Genomic DNA, 20,737 nt, shown 5'->3' with positions numbered 1-20,737 from the left:
TTTGAAGGTCAGATTAGTTAAGAAATCATTACTGTTTTTACAGAGGTACTCTTATGATCCGTTCCTTTCGTAAATATCATCGTTATATCGCGATCGCGGTTTTTGCGCCTTTAATTCTGACCGTCATTACGGGAATGGGCTATATCATTTTCGATGAGTGGTTGGGGCAAGAGGAGATTGGCGGATTTCTTCTGAGACTTCATACCCTTGACATTCTGGGACTGGAATCGATCTACCCAATTCTAAATGGCTTGGGATTAGCGGGTTTAATCGTCACGGGTTTGAGTATGACGGGATTATTTAAGAAACGATCTCAACCCAAAAGTACGGGCGATCGCTAATCAAAAATCCGATTTTTTAATAACTTTTTTTCCCATTAGCTTTTTAAGGAGCCTTTAATGAATCCTACGCTAAAAATCCGCTACATGGCTAAGAAAACTGCTATCTTTACGTCTGCTGCTGCACTAGGCATGCTGGTACTCGCGGGCTGCGCGCCAACTACGCCATCGGCTAAAGTCGAACCAACCCAGTCAGAGGAACAACTTGCCACCAAAGCCCAATCGCCAACGCTTAAGAACCTAGAGATAGCTTACAATGGCGAGTCTAATGCCCACGTAATATATCTAGATTATGCGAAAAAGGCAGATGAGGAAGGCTATAAAGGAGTCGCTAGTCTCTTCCGGGCGGCAGCGCGGGCTGAAGAAATTCATAGGGAAAATCATGCCAAGGTAATTAAAGAAATGGGAGGGACTCCTCAAAATACAATTGCCACGCCGGAGGTTAAATTCACTCAAGAAAACTTACAACATGCAATTAAGGGGGAATCTTACGAACGCGATACGATGTACCCCGATTTCATTAAAGAGGCAAACGCTAAGGGAAAGAAAAACGCTGTCCAGACCTTTACCTATGCCAAAAATGCTGAAGCCGGACACGCCAAACTCTACACTGAAGCGTTAAATAATCTTGATGCCTGGAAAGAACCGAAACAATTATACGTCTGTTCGGTGTCTGGGCAGACGGCAATGAATGCAAACGAGACCAATTGCACCGTTGATGGCGTTAAAAAGCCAGTATAACAGATAAAGTGAGCGCAAGGAAATTCTTAGCGATCTCAAATCTGCTCAAACAAACATAATTCAAGAGTAGCGCGAATCCGCCCTTTTGGGCGCTGCGCTCCGCGCAAACGTCTCGCTCGCGGGCATCCTGCCCGCACTACAATTTATCATTGATTAAACGGAAGTAATATGGATCGTCGTGAATTTTTAGGTTGGGTTGGGGTTGGCGCGATCGCGAGTTCTCTGCCAGTCGCGATCGCGGCTTGTTCTGGTCAAAACGCCAAGACAGATTCTTCTAGTAATTCTGCCCGTGCCAACGGGTTTGCGCCTGTCGGTACAATAGCCGAGTTAGATCGACAAGGTCAAATCCTCAATAAGGAATTTGCTGGAGGATCGATATTAGTTATCCGCAATCCGTCCGATCCTCAGAACGTTAATGCCGTCAATCCTACTTGCACCCATGCTGGCTGTACGGTGAGCTGGGACTCCGACCAAAAGCTATTTGCCTGTCCTTGCCACGGTTCTCAGTTTGCGCCTGACGGGAAAGTAGTCCAAGGTCCCGCAGAGGAACCTTTGACTGCTTATGAAGCCAAGCTTGAGGGGAATACAATTCTAGCGAAAAAAATGTAACGATCTATCTAGAGCTGGCAATTTTGTCTCACATGCGATCGCGTTTCATCATCCTAACAATTCTAACAAGCTTTCTCTGCCAACCCCTTTGGGCACAAAATCCTTCTCCTATTTCCTGTGAGGTTCCTTTGGATTTGGAATTGTTAGAGACAAATAGCCCACTCACTACAAAAAACGTCGTTACCGATCGCACGATTTCTCAAGAAGCACTAACGGTTCCCAGTCTGTGGTGGGCAAAGGAACAGTTCGATCCCTTTGGCGGTAGGTTAATTACCAATTGGATAGCCTATCCTAAGGAACGTCGCATCGATCTAGTCGTCAATCGACAACTTTGGTCGTTATTAAATTATATGGATCGCTATCGCTTTGTTAACAAATTCGGGACAGTGGCTAGAGACTATCAATACAATCTCAGAGTCTTCGATCGCCAGCAAAAATGTTTAGCGATCTATTCTTGTAATTTCAATACGAATCCCAACCAATGTGAAATTCACTTTGAACCATCGGGAAGAACAGGTTTACAAGTCGATCCGCTAAATGAGGGAAATTTCTAACAGGTTGTCCCAAAAGTAGAGAAGGTGCAAGGTACTCTGTCAAGTGAGCGGCGGAGCCTGAAAAGCACTTCGTCATGTTGAGCGTCGCGATCGCGAAGCAAAACATCTTATAGCAATTCGCAATTGGGAAATAGAGATGGATTCTAGCTAGAAATTCAATGTTTTTTAGATTTTAATGGCGAATGGCGAATTATCAATTGCGAATTATCAATTAGTCAGCCGCTCTGGGTGTAAGGCTTTTTCCTTCTTGATTTATTGTTAAGAAAAAGTCATGCTTGTTAGTCGATGCGATGAGATTGCGGCTAAGATTGCTGATAGCAGGGTAGCAGAGCATTTGATTTGGGAAGATGCAAATAGACAATTGTGCCGTCTCCAGACAGACAGATCGGTTTCGGCAATTGCAAAATCAGTTGCGCGATCTTTGGCAAAGTGTGGATACTTTTGAGCAAGACGATTGCGATATTTTAGTCGTTCCTTCTTTCAGCATCGACCAACGGGTCGGACAGAAGATTCCAGGATTTCTTCATTACGAAGAACGACTGTTATTTTCTCTCATTCGCCTGCGCAATCCCCATACTCGATTAGTTTACGTCACGGCGCAACCCTTATCGCCGATGATTATCGATTATTACCTACAACTACTGCCGGGAATTCCTTTTTCTCATGCTCGCGATCGCCTGCTACTCCTGACTACCTACGATGGTTCTTTCAAACCCCTGACTCAAAAAATTTTAGAACGCCCTCGCCTCATCGAACGCATTCGCCGCGCCCTGCGTCCCGGAAAATCCTACATGGTTTGCTTCAACTCAACTTGGCTGGAATACGAACTGTCTCTACAGTTGGGAATTCCTCTACTGGCTTCTAGTCCAGAGTTACTCCACTGGGGTTCAAAAAGCGGCAGTCGAGAAATCTTTGCCGAATGCGAGATTCCTCATCCCGACGGCAGTCCGTGCGTGATGACGGTCGATGACCTTGTAATCGAAGCCGTGCGACTCTGGGAACGCCAGCCGCAATTAAAACGGATGGTTGTTAAACTCAATGAAGGCTTCTCTGGGGAAGGAAACGCAGTACTCGATTTACGACCGATTCAACATGTCGCACCGGGACGGGCAACCCAAGCCGAGAGAATAGTCGTATTGCGCGAGCATCTGGAAAATTTGAGTTTTCAAGCCAAAGATGAAACCTGGGCTACCTTTTCCAGCCGCCTTCCCGAATTGGGAGCGATCGTGGAGGCGTTTATCGAAGGGGAAGAAAAGCGATCGCCCAGCGTCCAAGGCTATATCGACCCAACTGGAAAAGTAGAAATCCTCTCCACCCACGACCAAATTCTCGGCGGCCCCGACGGTCAAATTTACCTCGGCTGTCGCTTTCCGGCGAACGATGCCTATCGGTTGCGCTTGCAAGAATTGGGAATGAAAGTCGGACAAGCCCTTGCCAGAAGAGGAGCCATGGAACGGTACGGGGTCGATTTCATTGCGGTTCGCCAGCCAGGAAATTCTCCGGAATGGGAGATTCAGGCAATTGAAATTAACCTGCGCAAAGGGGGAACGACCCATCCATTTATGACGTTGAGGTTACTGACTAACGGCAACTACGATTACACAACGGGTCTCTTCTACAGCCAACACCGCCGGGAAAAATATTATATTGCTTCGGATAATTTACAAAAGCCCCACTATCAAGGATTGCTTCCCCACGACTTGATGGATATCATTGCCAAATATCGCCTGCACTTTGACAGCAGCACCAAAACGGGTACGGTGTTTCATTTAATGGGAGCTTTATCTGAGTTTGGCAAGCTAGGATTAACATGCATCGGCAATTCTTGGGCACAAGCAGAAGCGCTTTATCAACAGGTGGAGCAGGTATTAGATGCAGAAACAAAACTAATGTCCGATACTTCTAATCTACACTTATCTTCCAGTGTGCCAATTAGTTGGACGTAGAAGTTGAAAAATAACAATCGCGCGGCTAAGTCAAAATAGATAAGGAGCATATTAGTATTTGCTCGGCATCATCGACAACTATGACTATCCAGCTTGAGAAGCAATCGATCGCAACTGACAAGAACGAGGTTTTGTTAGGGAAATCTCTAGAGCAATTAACCGCATGGGTACAACAACGAGGACAGCCTGCTTATCGCGGCAAGCAACTCCATCAGTGGTTATATGAAAAGGGAGCGCGATCGCTTGGGGAAATCTCCGTTTTTCCGAAACAGTGGCGCGAAACGCTTGCAGATTATCCGATTTATCGTTCTACCATCCATTATCGCAGCATTGCCTCGGATAAAACCCGAAAGTATCTCCTACGCCTCGCCGATGGATTGATTATTGAAACCGTAGGCATTCCCACCTTCAAAAGAGGGGGAGACAAGGAGACTGGGGGACAAGGAGACTGGGGGACAATTAATCCAAAATCCCTAGAACGCCTTACCGTTTGCGTGTCTTCTCAAGTCGGTTGTCCGATGGCATGCGATTTTTGTGCGACGGGGAAAGGCGGATTCATCCGCAATCTAAAGTCTCATGAAATTGTCGATCAGGTTTTGACCGTACAAGAAGACTTTAGGCAACGGGTTACTAACGGGGTTTTTATGGGGATGGGAGAACCGCTTCTGAATCTGAATGAAGTCGTTGCTGCGGTTCATTGCTTGAATCGGGATGTGGGAATCGGACAGCGATCGCTAACTATCTCTACAGTAGGCATCCCCAACAAAATTCGCCAGCTTGCCCAACATCACCTGCAAGTGACCTTGGCGGTTAGCCTTCACGCTTCTAACCAACGGTTGCGCGAACGACTCATTCCCAGTGCCAAGCACTATACTCTAGATAATCTCATTGACGACTGTCGGGAATACGTTCGCATAACAGGACGGCGAGTCACGTTTGAATATATTCTTTTAGCAGGCACAAACGACTTACCGGAACACGCGCTAGAGTTGGCTAAACTGCTGCGGGGATTCCAAACCCACGTCAATCTGATTCCCTATAATCCAATTCAAGAAGTGGATTATCAGCGTCCCGATCGCCAACGCATCGAAGCCTTTGCGGATATCTTAAGACAAAAACGCATTGCCGTTAGCGTTCGCTACTCTCGCGGATTGGAAGCCGATGCAGCTTGCGGACAGTTGCGGGCATCGAAAGTTTAATCCGATTTCAGTTAAAAGTGGCTACGGATAACGGAGATGGAGGGGTGGGTATAGGGGTGCATCGCGATGCGTCCATCACGGCAATGCCGGGTGCGTAGGACTCTAACACTTTACCCGTAACGGAGCAGTTCACCATTAGGTAATCGCAAACCGGACAGGAAGTTTCTGTAATTTGGTTGTTTAAAAAATAAAATCGTTTTGCAGGACTGCCGCAATTTGGGCAGCGGACTTGTAAAGTTTTAGTCATTTTAAAACCTTTTAATTCCGTGACAACTAATTTTGAAAAGAAGTTGATTAGTTATTTTTTAGTAACTAATTAGTTTTTTTTTGATAAACTTGATAATTACTTTTTATATGTTAGCCAGTCATATCTCTCTTGTCAATGTCGATCCCCATTGAATTTATATTTTTTAATCTAGTACTTATATCAAATGAGCGATTGACAAGAGTTGTTCGGTTTATGAGGGATCGCTTGGATAAAATTGCTGATTTCTTAAGAAAAAATTAATATTTAATTTTTTTCTGAAAATGTAGGCATCCATCTGAGGGCTAAAAGGAAGAAATTGATAGTGAAACAAGAGAGTTTCATGCTGCTGCAACTCTTTGAAAGCTTCTGGCGAAATCTTGTCCTCTGGCAAAACTACAATTAAGTCACCTGTTTGAGGAACTTTTGCGTGATAACAATAGTAGTCAGGTTCCCAAGCAACGCATAGATTATTCTTAGAAAATTTTAGGGGACTCTTCAGAATAAAAATAGTTTCATGTGTAGATTCAGCGAATTGAAGCTTAGCGAGTCGAAGTTTTTGATATTCTAAATAACTAGAGAGAAAGTAAAGAATAGGCTGTTTCTTAACATAAGGAAAAAATAAAGTAACGCGATCGGGAACATCCTGTTAGGCATAGTTCTTCAAAAAATGAGCAATCTGCGCTCTACCATGAATAAAATTCTTTTGAGAAAAAATTAACCTTGGAAACTTATAAGTATTGTGTAGAAACAATAGAATAAAAGCTAAAATAACTATTTTTTTAACTCTGTTTATTCCTAGAGTTAAAGGAATAAATCGCATAATATATAAACTAAAAATTAAATCAATGGGAGCTGTAAAATATGACCTAAATAGCTCTATTTTGACATAAAAAAGAAAGTATAATATGGCAGCAATTGCCAAAGAATCCCAAAATATATCAGGTGATTTTTTTAAAGATAATTAAATAAATAAATTTCGTGGCAACTGTCATTAAAAATATAATTAATAAAGGATTCGATGTTATGTAGCCACGCAAGGTTGCCTACAGACCAATAGCACGACTAGTTGCATATGTAAAATTCATGTATGGTAAATTAATCATACTATAAAGCAGAATAAATATTAATGAGAGAACTATAATTCCAAAGTCTATTTGATAAAGTTTAAAAAATGTTTTATAGAAATTCTGCCTTAATCAACCCCGCTCAACCCAAGCATAAAAAATTAAACGAACACTAGAAAAACCGCCAAAAATCAGAAAAACAGGCTCTTTATAGTAGAGAGCAAAATGTGTGGCAATTAAAACTATTCCAAAATAGAGAGGATGACCAGTCTTTAAAAAACACTTAAAACAGAGTAGGAAAACTAACAACCAAAAAATGACATTGCGTTCGGGGATATGAAGCGAAAAGAAGGATATAACAAAACTAGGGATAGTTAAGATAAATAAGATGGCTAGCAGACAACTGAAGATTGAGAATCGACCTAATAGAACAAATAGCACAATTACTAGGCTTAAAAGTTGAAGAATCGGAAAGACGTGATATCCAACTGGAGATTTGGTTAGAAACCGAATTAGGTTCCACTCTTGATGTCCAAGCGGAAAAAATCGACCGTTCTCTATCCAAATAGGAGGCCCATAGTTTTTTCCTTGTAATGTATAACTGGTAAAAATATTACAATCATAGTAAGCAAAATCTGCCTTATAAAGGATGAGAGAGATATATAAACTATAAAAAATATCAGGAAAAGTAAAATGCTTAAGTAGTTAGTAGAATTCGATTTAATAGAAACAACCAGACTGGGATTAGCTCTTTTAAAGAAAACAAAAGGATTTTGGAAACGATAACTTCGGCTATAAATCCAAGTATAGAAGATAATAAAAACTAAAATTAAAACCCAAATTTCAGGAAAACGATCTTGTAAGTGGTGCGACAATTTTTTTAGGAATAACATAATTTCTTCATAATTAAATTAGAAACTAAAGTTTAGTTTCTTGGGATTTAAAAGCTAGCAAAAAAGTGTAATCGAGTGCAAGGTACTCCGCCGTGAGACGGCGGAGCCTGCTTGTACTTCGTCAAGTCTAACGAAATATAATGATTTCTGTAATGTTACTCCTTACAGGTTGTCTCAAAAGTATAGAATGTCATGTTGAGCGTCGCGATCGCAAAGCGAAACATCTTATAGCAATTTGTAATTGGCAATTATCAATTCGCAATTGGGAAATAGAGATGGATTCTAGCTAGAAATTCAATGTTTTTAGATTTTAATGGCGAATGGCGAATTATCAATTGCGAATTATCAATTAGTGATCGGCTCTGGGTGTAAGACTTTTTCCTCGAGCATCTGTAGCGTTCTTTTTTAGAAATGGTCTTACAGCAGTTTTCAGTTCAAAACTTGCGATCGAGTGCAGAATTTTTTTCTTTAGCAATTGAGGCAAATGTTAAGCGGATCGCGCTTTGCGGTAAGATTGCCAAAGCGATAGAAATGACCGCCTCTTATGCAAGTTGAATGGCAAACTGCTAAAACCTACGAAGATATTCTGTATCACAAGTTTGAAGGCATTGCGAAAATTACTATTAATCGTCCTCACAAACGCAATGCCTTTCGCCCCAAAACCGTTTTTGAACTCTACGATGCCTTTTGCGATGCCCGCGAAGATCGTCACATTGGCGTTATCTTGCTAACGGGGGCAGGACCCCACACCGACGGCAAATATGCCTTTTGTTCTGGCGGAGATCAAAGCGTCAGGGGAGAGGCAGGCTATCTCGATGACGATGGCGTGCCTCGCTTAAACGTCCTCGATTTGCAACGCCTGATTCGTTCTATTCCCAAAGTTGTAATCGCCCTGGTTGCTGGATATGCAATTGGTGGCGGTCACGTTTTACATTTGGTTTGCGACTTAACCATAGCCGCTGATAATGCCATTTTTGGACAAACTGGTCCTAAAGTTGGCAGTTTTGACGGTGGATTTGGGGCTAGCTATCTCGCTCGCATCGTCGGACAAAAAAAAGCTAGAGAAATTTGGTTTCTCTGTCGTCAGTATACGGCAGCTCAAGCTTTAGATATGGGTTTGGTGAATTGTGTCGTCCCAGTCGAGCAATTAGAGGCAGAAGGTATTCAATGGGCAAATGAGATTCTAGAGAAAAGTCCCATCGCGATTCGTTGTCTCAAAGCTGCTTTTAATGCCGATTGCGACGGTCAAGTTGGGTTGCAAGAATTGGCTGGCAATGCAACGCTACTCTATTACATGACCGAAGAAGGCGCAGAGGGAAAACAAGCTTTTCTCGAAAAACGCTCGCCCGATTTTCGCAAATACCCTTGGCTACCTTGAGGGATAAGAGGACTTCTGAGACTGGGGGATGGGGAGACTGGAAGACAATTAACGACTAACCACTAACCACTAACAAATGACAAATGACAAATGACAAATGACAAAGGATAAAGGATAAATGACAAAAACTAAAATCGCACCTCGGTTGAAAATAAGGTGCGATCGCAAGCGCTAAATTTTTATAGAAGATTTGAAAACTCAATAGATATCTTGTCAAGTTAGGGAAAATAGTTGCTTAAACTGTTGCAGGTTGTTTTGATTCGAGATCGGGTGTCGTACTTGAAGTAATAACCGAAGTGCATTCAGCCGGATGTTTCAACGTCAAAGAATTTTCTAAATGAACGACTTCTTCGAGACTTTCCCAAGGAGCACTAAACGGTCGGGCTGCTAAAGCGCAAGCCTTCCAGCCAGCCTGTACGGGAACTCCCAGTTGCTGGCACATGCCCCCTCTACGCCCTTCTGGATGATAGTAACGGCAGTAACGACACGAAGAAGTTAAGAAATTGGCTGTTTTCATAAGTTTGTTTCAAACGATAGCCTTTGATAGAGCTTTATCTCCGCCCTTAATTCTATTTTCCTTCTTGAGGAAACTAGGAGGTTAATGGTTAAAGCTTCGATTCCGTATAGATTTATGCGATCCCCGCCATGTTTTTAATCTTTATATTTTTTTAATTATTAATTAATACAAATATACAATTAATTAAAAACCTAAGCAATTTATTACTCTAATGGGTTTACGCGAATTCAGTATTTTTCGGTATAAAAAAATGGGGATCGACCAAAAATAAGAAAAAACACTTAAGCTATTTTTAATAGAAATTACTTAGATTAGTAAAAAAATACCTTAAGAGTGTAACTTCTCAATTTTTTTTTAGACTTATTTAAGATAGATTTTTCTTGAAAGTAGTCGAGCTTTCGGAAGACCATTGCTTGGCTATGCAGTGGGCACAGACACTCCATCGTTCCAGTTCTCCGGGCGGAGTAGGACTCTGACAGCGAGGACAAAGGGGAAGGTTTTGCGATCGCGCTCCAATAACTGCCGCCCAACTTTGAAATGCTGCTTCAGGCGTTTTTCCCGCTTTGGGTAACTCTATTAAAGGTGGTTGGGAGGTCATCTCGATCGCGCTAGGATGTTTTTCCTGACTAATCGATTTGGGCGCAGAATCAGTAAGACGCTTAGAATTATGCCATTGAGCCGTAGAAAAGCGAATATCGGTTAAAGGCTCCGATAACAGCGCATTTAGTTTTTTTAGCAATGAATACCTCTGAAAAGATAAATTTTGCGCCCAGACAGAACTAGAAGTCGCTACCCATAAAACATTGCGAGCAATATACAAAGGTCGCGTTTGTCGGACAACTTTAGGATCGACTACAGTTTCCCAGCATTGCAGCAAGTGGCGATACTGTTGCTGAATTTCCCAATCCGCTTGTTTTTCAAGCGCTTCAAGAATGCGATCGAGAGAGTCGAAAGACATAGTTAATACCTAGTGCAAAAATCCTGAAAACAAATTAGCAAGACTTAGTCCTTCTCAGTAATTCCACCGATCTCTAGCAGTTGCGTTCGACAAATATGCGTAATCTCACGGAATTATTATTGCGGCTGTTTTTAGATACTAAAGCTGTAATAAACTGAACCAAAGAACTTCAACCCCCGATAGAATGCAAAATAGATTTGCAAAAAAATGGAAGAAATCCATGAACCGCTCAGATTCAAATAACTCTCCTGAAAAATCATCAATTACTTCGTCTACTACACCTGCATCTGAAGACTCGGTACAGTCGATAGATGCAGAAATTGTAGAAAACGATCGTTGCTCATCCAATAGTATCGTCAACGTCAAAAGAAACCCAATTCAGAGAAGATCGGTTAAAGTTTATCGCGTCGTCAAACTCCTTCCCGCATCCTATGAAGCTATTCCAGAAGCAGAAAGAACGACACGTCCCGATCGCGATCGCAATTGGCTCGATGATATGATGACTCCCTGGACAATTGCTTCTATGCTATTGGTGCTGAGTGCTAATATCCTTCTCAGTTTCTCTCAGTTGAGCCGTCCAAACCAGATGACGGCAGAGCAGGATATTTAACCGCGACTCCATCCACACAACAGCTACAGACATTATCCACCCCTAAAAACCTCGATCTAGCGACCGAAAAATTCGATCGCTTAAATGTAGAGGTTTTGAGTCAAGTCAAACCGGATTCTGCTAGCAAGTCAAGCACGCCGACTGCTTCCTCTCAAACTCCTCCCGCTCAAGCAAAAGCGATCGCAGCTAAACCCACTCCAAGCCTAACACAAGCTCTCCTGCCTCTTTCCGTGCAACCACAGCAGACCATTCAAACTTATACCCTACCGCCTTCTCTGCCAGTGGCTTCCCTGCAATTACCAAGCCAGCCACCTCAGCCGTCCTCTCACGTTCAACAGCTTCAAACTCCTCCACCTCCAGTTATTTCCTCAACTCAGTCAGTCCAACAAGCTCAAACAGTACCCACTCTTCCTCAAAACGCCGATCCCATGGCAGAATTTTCTCAACGTCATGCCGCAGAGCAAAGGCGGTTAGAGGCTGAAAATTTACCAACTCCCAGTCTTTATCAAAAAACGCGTCTCGAAGGGATCGCCAAACAAAATCAACTTAATCCTGACGGGTTAATACGGTATTTTCAGCAACAACAAAAAGAGCAAATTCTCAATTCGACAAATGGCGGGTCAGTAGCCAGCAGCCAGCAACCAGCTATTAGCAACCAACCACTAACTACTAACAATCCACAACCATCCACGATCGATGCATCTCCGTCAAATAAAGGTAGACCTTTAGTAGAGATGAATAATGATGGTTCGGTGGAGATAAGAAGTAACAGTTTGCGATAGGATAAGCTTAGCGATTGCTTTAAACTAATCCTGTTAGCGGAGTAGAGTTATGGGCTGGCTGGAGCGTATGGGACGAGTGCTTCGCGCACAGATGAACAGCCTGGTAAATGAAGCTGAAGATCCAGAAAAAATTCTGGAGAAGGCTGTTATGGATATGGAACAAAAGTTGATTGAAATGCGACGGGCGCTAGCAGAAGCGATCGCGACGCAAAAAAGCACAGAACGATATATCGCTAATTATCAACAGGCGAGCCAGAAATGGTACGAACGCGCTCAAATCGCTTTGGAAAAAGGAAACGAAGCCTTGGCAAAAGAAGCGCTGCTTCAGCGCCAATCCTATCAAAAGCAAGCCCAATCTTTACAAGCTCAGCTAGAGGAGCAAGGTGAAGTAATCGGCAAGCTTAAAAAAGATTTGCGGACTCTAGAACATAAATACACCGAAGCTAAAGCTAAGAAAAATCTTTATATTGCTCGTTTGCGCTCGGCTATGGCAACTCAAAAAATTCACGAGATAACAAGTAATCTTAATAGTGCAAGTTCTGTGAGCGTTTTCGAGCAGATAGAGACTAAAATTCTCGAACTCGAAGCGCGATCGCAATTAACGAGCGCTTCAGTGACAGATAGCCTAGAAGAGAAATTTGCTTCTCTTGAAGATGGAGATAACGTCGATAACGCCAATTCTAAACATCAAACCAGTTAGCAACTATTCGCGATCGCTGATTTAACGCCAGATACTGTTCCACCAAGCATTTTGTTTGGCCTCTACAAAATTTATCTTTTTAAGAATTTCGTTAATATTCCATCCCGTCAACTGAACTAATGTTTGCGCTTCTTTTTCTTGTCGTTTTTTTACTGATTGATAGTAGTCTTTCGCTGCATCGCAGTTAGCTTCTTCTCGATAGGGGTGATGAATAATATAACGTCCTTGAAATAATTGATGATTGGCTGTTTCTTGAAACTGTAAATCTTCTGGAAATTTATCGCGAGCATAACGGACGCGCAGTCGAGTAATAAATACATTAGGTAAGCGATCGGAATTCAACCAAAAAACTCCTGCTTGTTTTAATTCTTCTGAATTTAAAGGTTGAGCCGAACAGGGATCGCAGTTGTTCGTATCCCAAGTATATTCAAGAAAAGCTATTTTTTTTCCTGCCCGTTCGTGAGATTTTTTAAACATTGCCTGATAGAAATTCTTAAATTCTTGTGCGATAAATTCAGGAACTTCTATATCTGACGGAATTTTGATAGTTCGATAATTAGTTAATTCAATTTGCCCCTTGGGTGAAAGTAAGTAAACAATTAAATCTTGTTCGTCTTTGGCATTTATCATTCCCAGACGAATCGGCAACATAAATTTGGGAGATTCATAAGCCATCATTAGGGGACGTAGCGATTTAAATCCTGTATTAGCATATTCTTGTAAATTGACTTTAGCGACAAAAAATTTCAGTCCCCCTCGGATGTAAGGACTTAATAATTGACTCGCAGCGCTAGGAATTTTATAGCCATTTTGCTTTAACCAAGTTTCTAGCCCATTTGATTCTTTAGCGCTAAGAATGACAATGTCGTATTCGCCAACAGTAAATTGTTGTTCTACCGTTACACCTAAAGCATTATCGGTTTTTTCTCTGCTTTGAGGAACTGCTACTGTCTCTCCTCGCGTTCGATATAACATATCTTCTGGTCGAACGTTAATTCCACAAGGATCGGAATCGAAATATTCTACTAATCGCGGTGCGCTAAATGCATCCAATCGCTCGATAATTTTGGAGTTGCCAACTTGCACTTGTTCTTGAGTTAAAATAACGGGAACGGGAACGACTAAAGCAAAATCTTCGATCTCGCCTTGATAGTCATTTGCCATTGTTAAAACGGTGCGATCGCCATTTCGAGCAATAATTACTTGAGAGGATTTGTTGTATAATTTTGCATCCGCTTTAGCAACATAAAACCCACAAAAAGCCCGGGCAGGTTCGGGAAAAGAAATTACCGCGATCGCAAGTAGAATTAATGTAATAAATAGTCGCTTAATTTTCATTAGGATCATTCTTATTGCTAGTTTTACTTACTAAACAACTCGACCGAGATTTAGACGACCGACCGAGTTTGATTGCCAAGAAAATCTATGTGCAGACCAAATTGAATCTAAAATTATCGTCAAAGGTGAGAGGATAAATAAAGCCCAAAAGACAGCATTAGATAGATAGAAAGCATGTTGAATAATAAAGGTTAAAATGGCAATACTAACAGCCCAAATAATGCGGCTAATAGTAGCGTTAGGAATGGAACGAGGATCGGTAATCATAAAGAAAGCAAACAGCAATAAACTTCCGCTCGTTAATTGATGTTGCAGAACATCTAAACTCCATCCCAGCCAAAAATTTCGGATCGCTTCCAAACCAATATAAGTCAATAAAAATGCTGCCGAAGTATCCCACCGCCCTACTCGTTTTAAAATGATTCCTCCCGTTCCAGCAAACAATAGCAAATACCACCAATCCGTTCCCCATTGTCCGGGAGAAACCCAGGCATCATTGGTCAGAATCAAAGTGGCAATAATGCCAAAATTGGCAGGGTTGAAAAAATGCTTTTCTCGAAAGCGAAAAATAAACTTACTGGCAATAGCCAAACATCCCGCGATCGCTATCGTCGTCCAGTGATTTCCTCGCAGCAACAAACATAATCCCAAAGCAGTAATTGTTGCACTCCGCAATGAGGAAATAGACAGTAAATTTTTTAAATGATAAAATTGACTATCGTAATGGTATTGTGGCACATACTGTTTGATCGCGCGAACCGCTAAGGACAAAAATCCTTGAGTCAGTAAGCAACTCAAGAAAAGCACGCCGATAAGATCCAACCGCAGCGTCCAGTCCCTCGTAAAAATCCCCAAAAATAGGAAGCCTGAAAGAAAAAGAATTTGATAGTCGCGTGCATCTTTAAACAGCATTATTTGGCGATCGCTCAACTTCTGCTCTAGTATGCCTGTTTTAACACCTATACGGCTAAAACGTTACATTTTCTGTAACAAGGCATAGAATTCTCTATTTTGACTCCTATCGATCGATATGACCAACAACAGTCAAAATTCGTTGATAAATTCATCAATTAATTTATTTCCACAATCTATCAGGGGCGGATTCCCGAACCTTCCACTACTTTATTTAGCTTGACAGAACGCGATCGAATTCGTTAGCCTCTATGTAGTCATAACGACTTCATTTTAATAGCAAAACTCTCGTACCAGTTGGAGCGATCGAACTCATGGTCAAAATTGTCGGTATCAGCGGTAGTTTGCGTCCTGAATCCTATAGCGCTCAAGCACTCGATCTAGCAGCAACGCGAGTGCGTGCTTTGGGTGCAGAAGTAGAAATACTCGACCTTAGAGAGATGTCTCTTCCCTTTTGCAACGGCGGGGACGAGTATCCAGGCTATCCAGATGTAGAGAAACTGCAAAAGGCAGTTCGGGAAGCAGACGGACTGATTTTAGTAACGCCAGAGTATCACGGCAGCGTCAGCGGCGTTCTCAAGAATGCACTCGATTTAATGGGATTTGAGGAGCTATCCGACAAAATGACGGGATTGATTAGCGTTTTGGGAGGACAATCCAACAGTAACGCACTCAACGATATGCGCACGATTATGAGATGGGTTCATGCCTGGGTAATACCAGAACAAATCGCGATCGGACAAGCTTGGAAAGCCTTCGATGGTGAAGGAAAACTGTTAGATGAAAAACTCTCCCAGCGATTCGACCAATTCGCTCAAAGCTTAGTCGAGAATACCCGCAAACTGCGTGGGGTTTCCTAGCCAATTCCTCATTGGAACTACTTAACAGGTAACTAAATTGCTAGTTAGGATCTAGCAGAAGCGATCGATTCCTCATCCAGCAACAGTAAGCTTTAGGAGGTAAATATGAATAAGACAACGACAAATTCATCGAAAGTCTTCCTGACTGACGAAGACTGGTTTAACTTAGGAAAAGCTGATGCCTGGGCTGGAAAACCTATGTCTCCGCCAGAGGATGATTCGCGGGCAGCTACTCTGTACCAACTAGGTTACAGCGAGGGTAAGATCGAACGCCCGACGAGCGAAAAGTTGTAAAGCTGCAACAAAAGTGCCACACAAAAACCTTCGAGATCTATGATTTTTGACTAAAAAGTTGGTAAAATGTCTAGCCGCTAATAAGGCTCGCGATCGCCGAGAGATTGGGAGCCTTATTTGATAAAAAATTAAAAATCGTATCTTTAACGACCTAACTGATTGGGAATTCCTTCGCAACCGCCGGGGATTGTCGAGCGAGTTTTTTCTCCTCCCCAAGCGCAGCAATAATAGCGCTGTTCCTCGCTGAGATTTTGAACGCCCGTGAGATCGGCATTTTCGATAACTGCTCCCGTATGAGCGCCCGTTTGGTAGTTGGCAGGAGCATTACGACTGCGAGGACTGGCGGTTTCAACAGAACCGTAGAATAATCGCGCTCCCTTGAGATCGGCTCCCTGGAGATTGGCTTCATATAAAATTGTGCGGGAGAGGTTAGCTTTGACGAGATCGCAGTAGCTCAAATTAGCGCGAACCATATTGGCTTCGCTTAAATCTGTCCAGCGCAAATCCTGTCCGGCAAGATCGGCTAGTGCTAACATGACACCTAAATTAATAACCCGTATTCCCTGGGAGCGATCTTCTGCATAGCCGCCGGAACCGTCGAGAATCGGTCTGCCTAAATAGCGATCGCGCGCGATCGGCGTTAATAATTTAGATTGAGATAAGAAACGCAAAATTTTGGCTTTTCCTGTCGCGTCTACGCTACTCATAAGAGCGGCGGTACGTCCTTCTGCAATCGCTCTTTCTTGGGGCCAATCTTCTAGCAAACCTTCTTCATCGAGAGCTAAATCAGAAATTCCTTGAAAATAAGCATCAATCGTCTGCTGTTGCGTAATGCGGTTTTGTTGGATCGTTAAATCTTTGGAGATGACATACTGTTCCCAAGCTACATAGACCGCCAAAATTGCAATCATAATCTGACCCAACGCTCCCACCCATTCTGCCCAAGAGCCAAATTCATCGTACTTAAAATTATTGAGCCAATTGCTTATAATCCTATAAACCCCAAAATACTTGATTAAACTAGCCACTGCCAGCAGAAAAACAATAAATCCAAACACCGTCCTTCGCTCGTTAGGCGTTAGATATCGGCTAATCCAGCCTCGTAGGGACGGCAAAATCACTCGTAGTGAGAGAAACAGGGCAACTAATGCGCCAGAAAACCCTATCCAAGCTACATTAGACCATAAGCCTATGCCCATAACTGCCACAGTTGCTATTAGCAGCCAGGGATTAGATGAGTCTACCTCTCGCAAGTAGAGTGGTTTGCGTTGGGAAGAAATTTGAGGAGGAGGAATAACGATATTTGCTTGCTCTGTTGAAGTCGAAAAGGAATCGCCCGATGAAGCTTGAGAGGCAGGATTTGGCTTGCCATTTCGATCCTGAAGCGTTTCAGAGGAATTGGGAGTTTGACTGGAATCGGGTCGATCTGTCATCTCGTCTGTCTATAGGGCACCTTGAAAATAGTTTAGCCTTAGCGATCGCCCTTACGCCAACGGCTAAATTGTGATTGTGACTTCCCTATTTTCAATGTTGAGACTTCAACCTATATCTGCTAAGCTGCTGACATTTTTCAGTTTTATATCGGGACAAATTCTCTTAATCAAACCAGTCAATACTTTGCCGGGTCCCACCTCTACAGCTTGAGAAACTCCTTCTTTTGGCAATTGCAGCATAATTTCTCGCCAGCGAACTGTTCCAGTCATCTGCTTTATCAGGCGCATTTTTATCTCAGTTCCTTTGGTGGCAGGCGCAGGATCGACGTTTGATAGGACAGGAACTTTGGCATCACTAAAGGTAACTGACTCTAAGATTTCTTGGAACTGTTGGGCGGCTGGTACCATCATCGGCGAGTGAAACGCACCGGAGACTTTCAGCCCAACGGCTCGTTTGGCTAAAACTTGAGAGAGAACCGAATCGACAGCTTCTGGCGTTCCAGAAATGACAACTTGTTCGGGACTATTATCGTTAGCGATGACGACATCTGGGGTAGTTTCAACGACCTTTTCTAGCGTTTCTCGGTCAAATTTCATCATAGCTACCATTTTACCGCCAGCCGCAGCATCCATGAGTTCGGAGCGATGCTTGACCAGTCGCAACCCGGTTTCAAAATCGAAGACTCGCGCTGCATACAGGGCAATGTATTCTCCTAAACTGTGACCCGCAACGAAATCGGGAAACTGTCCTCTCTCCATCAATAGATCGGCTAGAATGCTTTCGATAACATACAGGCAAGGTTGGGTGTAGAGGGTGCGAGATAGTTGCTCTTCCTCACCTTGGCACATTTCTAAAACAGGCCAGCCCAATATTTGTTCGGCGCGATCGAATTTTGTCTTAGCTGCTGGGATGTCTTTGAGATCGACTCCCATTCCTACTGCTTGCGAACCTTGTCCCGGAAATACCCACGCTGTTCTCATCTGTTATCTGTTCTTAAATTTTGGATAAAAGGATTGGTTAGTGGTTAGTGGTTAGTCGTTAGTCGTTAATTGTCTCCCCATCTCCCCACTCTCCGGGTTCCCCATCTCCTATTTTCCCCATTGAAAAATCGCTGCTCCCCAGGTCAGTCCTGCGCCAAAACCAGAAGTGACGATGGTATCGCCCGGTTGAATTTTTCCTTGTCGTACTGCTTCGTCGAGGGCGATGGGAATGGAAGCAGCAGAAGTATTGCCATATTCGGCAAGATTGCTAATGACTTTCTCGCTAGGGATTTTAAGACGGCTAGCAACGGCATCCATAATTCGTTGATTGGCTTGATGCAGAATGAGCCAATCTATCTCCTCAACTGCGAGGTTAGCCCGATAAAGAGCTTTTTCAATGACTTCCGGGACTTTTTCGACGGCGAAGCGGTAGACCTCTCGACCGTTCATTGAAATTGGTTGATAAGTTCCGGAAGCGATCGCGATATCTTCTTTAAGAATTTTCGGCTCTCCTCGATAAGCTAGATTGAGAGAGCCATTTTGGGTACCATCGCTATGCATTTCAAACCCCAAAAGGCGATCGCCATTTTCAATCCCTTGACATATCACTGCTCCTGCTCCGTCGCCAAAGAGAACGCAGGTGCTTCTATCTGACCAATCGAGCCAGCGAGAATTGACATCTGCCCCAATGACGAGAACGTTGTGATAAACTCCCGTGCGAATGAATTGAGAGGCAGTAATTAGACCGAAGACAAAACCCGAACAAGCAGCCGTGAGATCGAAGGCAACAGCTTTGGTAGCTCCTAGCAAGCTTTGTACTTGACAAGCGCTTCCATACAAATCGTCGGGAGTAGAAGTCGCCAAGACGATCAAATCGAGATCGCAGGCACTAAGACCTGCCATCGCGATCGCGCCTTGACTCGCTTTAGCGGCAAGTTCGCTCAGGGAACTAGAAGCGGCAGCTAGGTGTCGCCTTCCTATCCCCGTTCGGCTTCTAATCCATTCATCAGACGTTTCGACCATTTGACTGAGGTCGTGGTTATCGAGAATCTGTGCTGGTGTTGCCGAACCGCTTCCGGCAATTGCGATGCCTGCCCCTTGTGCTTTCAATGCCTTTCTCCCTTTTTTCAGTTATCAGCGATGTTTGCCATTTGTCCTTGGTTGTATTCCCACTGACCAACGACGAATGACAATCTTTACTGCTCGCTGTTCCCGCCGAGCGCGGTTTCTGAGACTCGATCGCCGTCTTTTGTGGGTCTTTCTTTATATCCCTGAATGCGATCGAGCACTCGATGGTCGATCGCTTCTTTAGCGAGGCGAATGGCATTAAAGATTGAGGGAGCTTGAGAACTGCCGTGGCTAATAATGCAAACGCCAGCCACCCCAAATAACAGTGCGCCGCCGTGTTCGGCATGATCGATGCGCTGCTTGATTCGCCGTAAATTTGGCTTCAAAATTGCCGTTCCGATCTGACCCCGCAATCCTTGGGGTAACTCTTCTCGCACGATTTGCAGCACAATTTCCCCGACGGCTTCGGCAAATTTGAGCAAAATATTGCCCACAAAACCGTCGCAGACGATTACATCGAACCGACCGGACAGGACATCTCTCCCCTCGGCATTGCCGATAAAGGGAATTTGTCCGTTGGTTTCTAGCAGTTGATAAGTTCGCAAAGCCAGATCGTTGCCTTTTGACGGTTCTTCCCCAATATTGAGCAAGCCTACTTTTGGATCTTCGACACCCAGCACGTACTTACTATAAATCGTCCCCATCAAGGCAAATTGTTCTAAGTACTTGGGACGGCTGTCTACGTTAGCCCCAACATCGAGGATGATGACCGATTTTCCTGCCAGCATCGTCGGAAAGACTGCCCCGATCGCCGGACGGTCGATGCCTTTGAGACGACCCAAGCGCAGCGATGCCGCTGCCATAGCCGCACCGGAATGCCCTGCCGACACGACGGCATCGGCTCGTTTTTCTTTAACCAAATTCATCGCCACGTTAATCGACGCATTGGGTTTGCGTCGAATTCCCACTATAGGTTCTTCGTGCATGCCGACTACACCTTCAGCAGGAACAATTTCGATATTGTTATTGCTAGTGGTGGTATGTTGCTTGAGGGAGGATTCGAGCTGCTCTGGTTCGCCTACCAGCAGAATTTCTACCTCTAATTCTGCGGCGGCTCTAATTGCTCCAGCGACGATTTCCTGAGGAGCGTAATCCCCTCCCATAGCGTCTACTGCAATTCTTGCGCGAGTTGATGCCATCGATCGAAGTTATAGAAGCCTTAAAGATTGTATCATTGGAGTTCGACTTAACGGCGACTACTTTGCTACTTTAGTAGCAATTTTGGTTTATTCTAGCCTTAGCTGCTCGCTTTTTT

The 20,737-nt window shown here is 43.5% G+C and carries 21 protein-coding genes; 12 read left to right on the top strand and 9 right to left on the bottom strand.

Annotated features, from left to right (window positions below):
- The first annotated feature begins 53 nt into the window (after positions 1 to 53).
- The 6 genes from PLE7327_RS02175 (at position 54) to rlmN (ending at position 5,387) form a co-directional block, all read left to right on the top strand.
- The gene (locus PLE7327_RS02175; protein ID WP_015142225.1) at positions 54 to 341 is read left to right on the top strand and encodes a hypothetical protein; all 288 of its coding nucleotides are present in this window, start codon (positions 54 to 56) and stop codon (positions 339 to 341) included.
- Between the two features lie 57 nt (positions 342 to 398).
- Positions 399 to 1,079 carry a rubrerythrin family protein gene (locus PLE7327_RS02170; RefSeq protein WP_015142224.1) on the top strand — a complete coding sequence of 227 codons (681 nt, stop codon included), beginning with the start codon at positions 399 to 401 and terminating at the stop codon, positions 1,077 to 1,079.
- Between the two features lie 168 nt (positions 1,080 to 1,247).
- Entirely contained in the window at positions 1,248 to 1,688 is a 441-nt protein-coding gene (locus PLE7327_RS02165; protein WP_015142223.1) for a ubiquinol-cytochrome c reductase iron-sulfur subunit, read from the top strand.
- Positions 1,689 to 1,720: 32 nt separating this feature from the next.
- Entirely contained in the window at positions 1,721 to 2,242 is a 522-nt protein-coding gene (locus tag PLE7327_RS02160; protein ID WP_015142222.1) for a hypothetical protein, read from the top strand.
- Between the two features lie 347 nt (positions 2,243 to 2,589).
- Positions 2,590 to 4,188, top strand: a complete 1,599-nt coding sequence (locus PLE7327_RS02155) for a peptide ligase PGM1-related protein (protein WP_015142221.1) — start codon at positions 2,590 to 2,592, stop codon at positions 4,186 to 4,188.
- Between the two features lie 80 nt (positions 4,189 to 4,268).
- Positions 4,269 to 5,387, top strand: coding sequence for a 23S rRNA (adenine(2503)-C(2))-methyltransferase RlmN (gene rlmN / locus PLE7327_RS02150; protein WP_015142220.1), 1,119 nt, complete (start codon positions 4,269 to 4,271; stop codon positions 5,385 to 5,387).
- 7 nt (positions 5,388 to 5,394) lie between these two features.
- Here the strand turns inward: rlmN and PLE7327_RS23075 are convergent, their stop codons facing one another.
- The gene (locus tag PLE7327_RS23075) at positions 5,395 to 5,634 is read right to left on the bottom strand and encodes a hypothetical protein (protein WP_015142219.1); all 240 of its coding nucleotides are present in this window, start codon (positions 5,632 to 5,634) and stop codon (positions 5,395 to 5,397) included.
- 2,501 nt (positions 5,635 to 8,135) lie between these two features.
- Here PLE7327_RS23075 and menB point away from each other — a divergent pair.
- Complete coding sequence (menB, locus tag PLE7327_RS02135; protein ID WP_015142217.1) at positions 8,136 to 8,969, top strand: 1,4-dihydroxy-2-naphthoyl-CoA synthase; 834 nt, start codon at positions 8,136 to 8,138, stop codon at positions 8,967 to 8,969.
- A 235-nt stretch (positions 8,970 to 9,204) separates the two neighbouring features.
- On the opposite strand, the gene PLE7327_RS02130 is transcribed toward menB, so the two are convergent.
- Positions 9,205 to 9,486 (bottom strand): hypothetical protein, encoded by a 282-nt coding sequence (locus tag PLE7327_RS02130; RefSeq protein ID WP_015142216.1) that lies wholly within the window; start codon positions 9,484 to 9,486, stop codon positions 9,205 to 9,207.
- Positions 9,487 to 9,850: 364 nt separating this feature from the next.
- Entirely contained in the window at positions 9,851 to 10,444 is a 594-nt protein-coding gene (locus PLE7327_RS02125) for a DUF721 domain-containing protein (RefSeq protein WP_015142215.1), read from the bottom strand.
- 220 nt (positions 10,445 to 10,664) lie between these two features.
- On the opposite strand from PLE7327_RS02125, the gene PLE7327_RS02120 reads away from it, so the two are divergent.
- From PLE7327_RS02120 to PLE7327_RS02110, 3 genes are all read left to right on the top strand, one after another.
- Entirely contained in the window at positions 10,665 to 11,054 is a 390-nt protein-coding gene (locus tag PLE7327_RS02120) for a hypothetical protein (RefSeq protein ID WP_015142214.1), read from the top strand.
- 95 nt (positions 11,055 to 11,149) lie between these two features.
- The gene (locus PLE7327_RS02115) at positions 11,150 to 11,836 is read left to right on the top strand and encodes a hypothetical protein (RefSeq protein WP_015142213.1); all 687 of its coding nucleotides are present in this window, start codon (positions 11,150 to 11,152) and stop codon (positions 11,834 to 11,836) included.
- Between the two features lie 49 nt (positions 11,837 to 11,885).
- Positions 11,886 to 12,536: a PspA/IM30 family protein gene (locus tag PLE7327_RS02110; RefSeq protein WP_015142212.1), complete on the top strand. Its 651-nt coding sequence runs from the start codon at positions 11,886 to 11,888 to the stop codon at positions 12,534 to 12,536.
- 21 nt (positions 12,537 to 12,557) lie between these two features.
- On the opposite strand, the gene PLE7327_RS02105 is transcribed toward PLE7327_RS02110, so the two are convergent.
- On the bottom strand, positions 12,558 to 13,874 hold the full coding sequence (locus PLE7327_RS02105; RefSeq protein ID WP_015142211.1) for a DUF2330 domain-containing protein: 1,317 nt from the start codon (positions 13,872 to 13,874) through the stop codon (positions 12,558 to 12,560).
- Positions 13,875 to 13,904: 30 nt separating this feature from the next.
- Entirely contained in the window at positions 13,905 to 14,786 is an 882-nt protein-coding gene (locus PLE7327_RS02100) for an RnfABCDGE type electron transport complex subunit D (RefSeq protein WP_015142210.1), read from the bottom strand.
- A 314-nt stretch (positions 14,787 to 15,100) separates the two neighbouring features.
- On the opposite strand from PLE7327_RS02100, the gene PLE7327_RS02095 reads away from it, so the two are divergent.
- The gene (locus PLE7327_RS02095; RefSeq protein WP_015142209.1) at positions 15,101 to 15,646 is read left to right on the top strand and encodes an NADPH-dependent FMN reductase; all 546 of its coding nucleotides are present in this window, start codon (positions 15,101 to 15,103) and stop codon (positions 15,644 to 15,646) included.
- A gap of 105 nt (positions 15,647 to 15,751) precedes the next feature.
- Positions 15,752 to 15,940 carry a hypothetical protein gene (locus tag PLE7327_RS02090; protein WP_015142208.1) on the top strand — a complete coding sequence of 63 codons (189 nt, stop codon included), beginning with the start codon at positions 15,752 to 15,754 and terminating at the stop codon, positions 15,938 to 15,940.
- 143 nt (positions 15,941 to 16,083) lie between these two features.
- Here PLE7327_RS02090 and PLE7327_RS02085 read toward each other — a convergent pair whose 3' ends face one another.
- The 4 genes from PLE7327_RS02085 to plsX form a co-directional block, all read right to left on the bottom strand.
- A complete protein-coding gene (locus PLE7327_RS02085) occupies positions 16,084 to 17,373 on the bottom strand; it encodes a pentapeptide repeat-containing protein (protein ID WP_015142207.1) in 1,290 nt (429 codons plus the stop codon).
- 105 nt (positions 17,374 to 17,478) lie between these two features.
- A complete protein-coding gene (gene fabD / locus PLE7327_RS02080; protein WP_015142206.1) occupies positions 17,479 to 18,354 on the bottom strand; it encodes an ACP S-malonyltransferase in 876 nt (291 codons plus the stop codon).
- Between the two features lie 108 nt (positions 18,355 to 18,462).
- Positions 18,463 to 19,464 carry a beta-ketoacyl-ACP synthase III gene (locus PLE7327_RS02075; protein WP_015142205.1) on the bottom strand — a complete coding sequence of 334 codons (1,002 nt, stop codon included), beginning with the start codon at positions 19,462 to 19,464 and terminating at the stop codon, positions 18,463 to 18,465.
- An 86-nt stretch (positions 19,465 to 19,550) separates the two neighbouring features.
- The gene (gene plsX / locus PLE7327_RS02070) at positions 19,551 to 20,621 is read right to left on the bottom strand and encodes a phosphate acyltransferase PlsX (RefSeq protein ID WP_015142204.1); all 1,071 of its coding nucleotides are present in this window, start codon (positions 20,619 to 20,621) and stop codon (positions 19,551 to 19,553) included.
- Positions 20,622 to 20,737: the final 116 nt, after the last annotated feature.

The sequence above is a fragment of the Pleurocapsa sp. PCC 7327 genome, from assembly GCF_000317025.1.
In the GTDB taxonomy this organism is placed as follows: Bacteria; Cyanobacteriota; Cyanobacteriia; order Cyanobacteriales; family Microcystaceae; genus Hydrococcus.
Note: the sequence above shows the minus strand (reverse complement) of the source record. Positions and strands in the feature narration are given on the sequence as shown.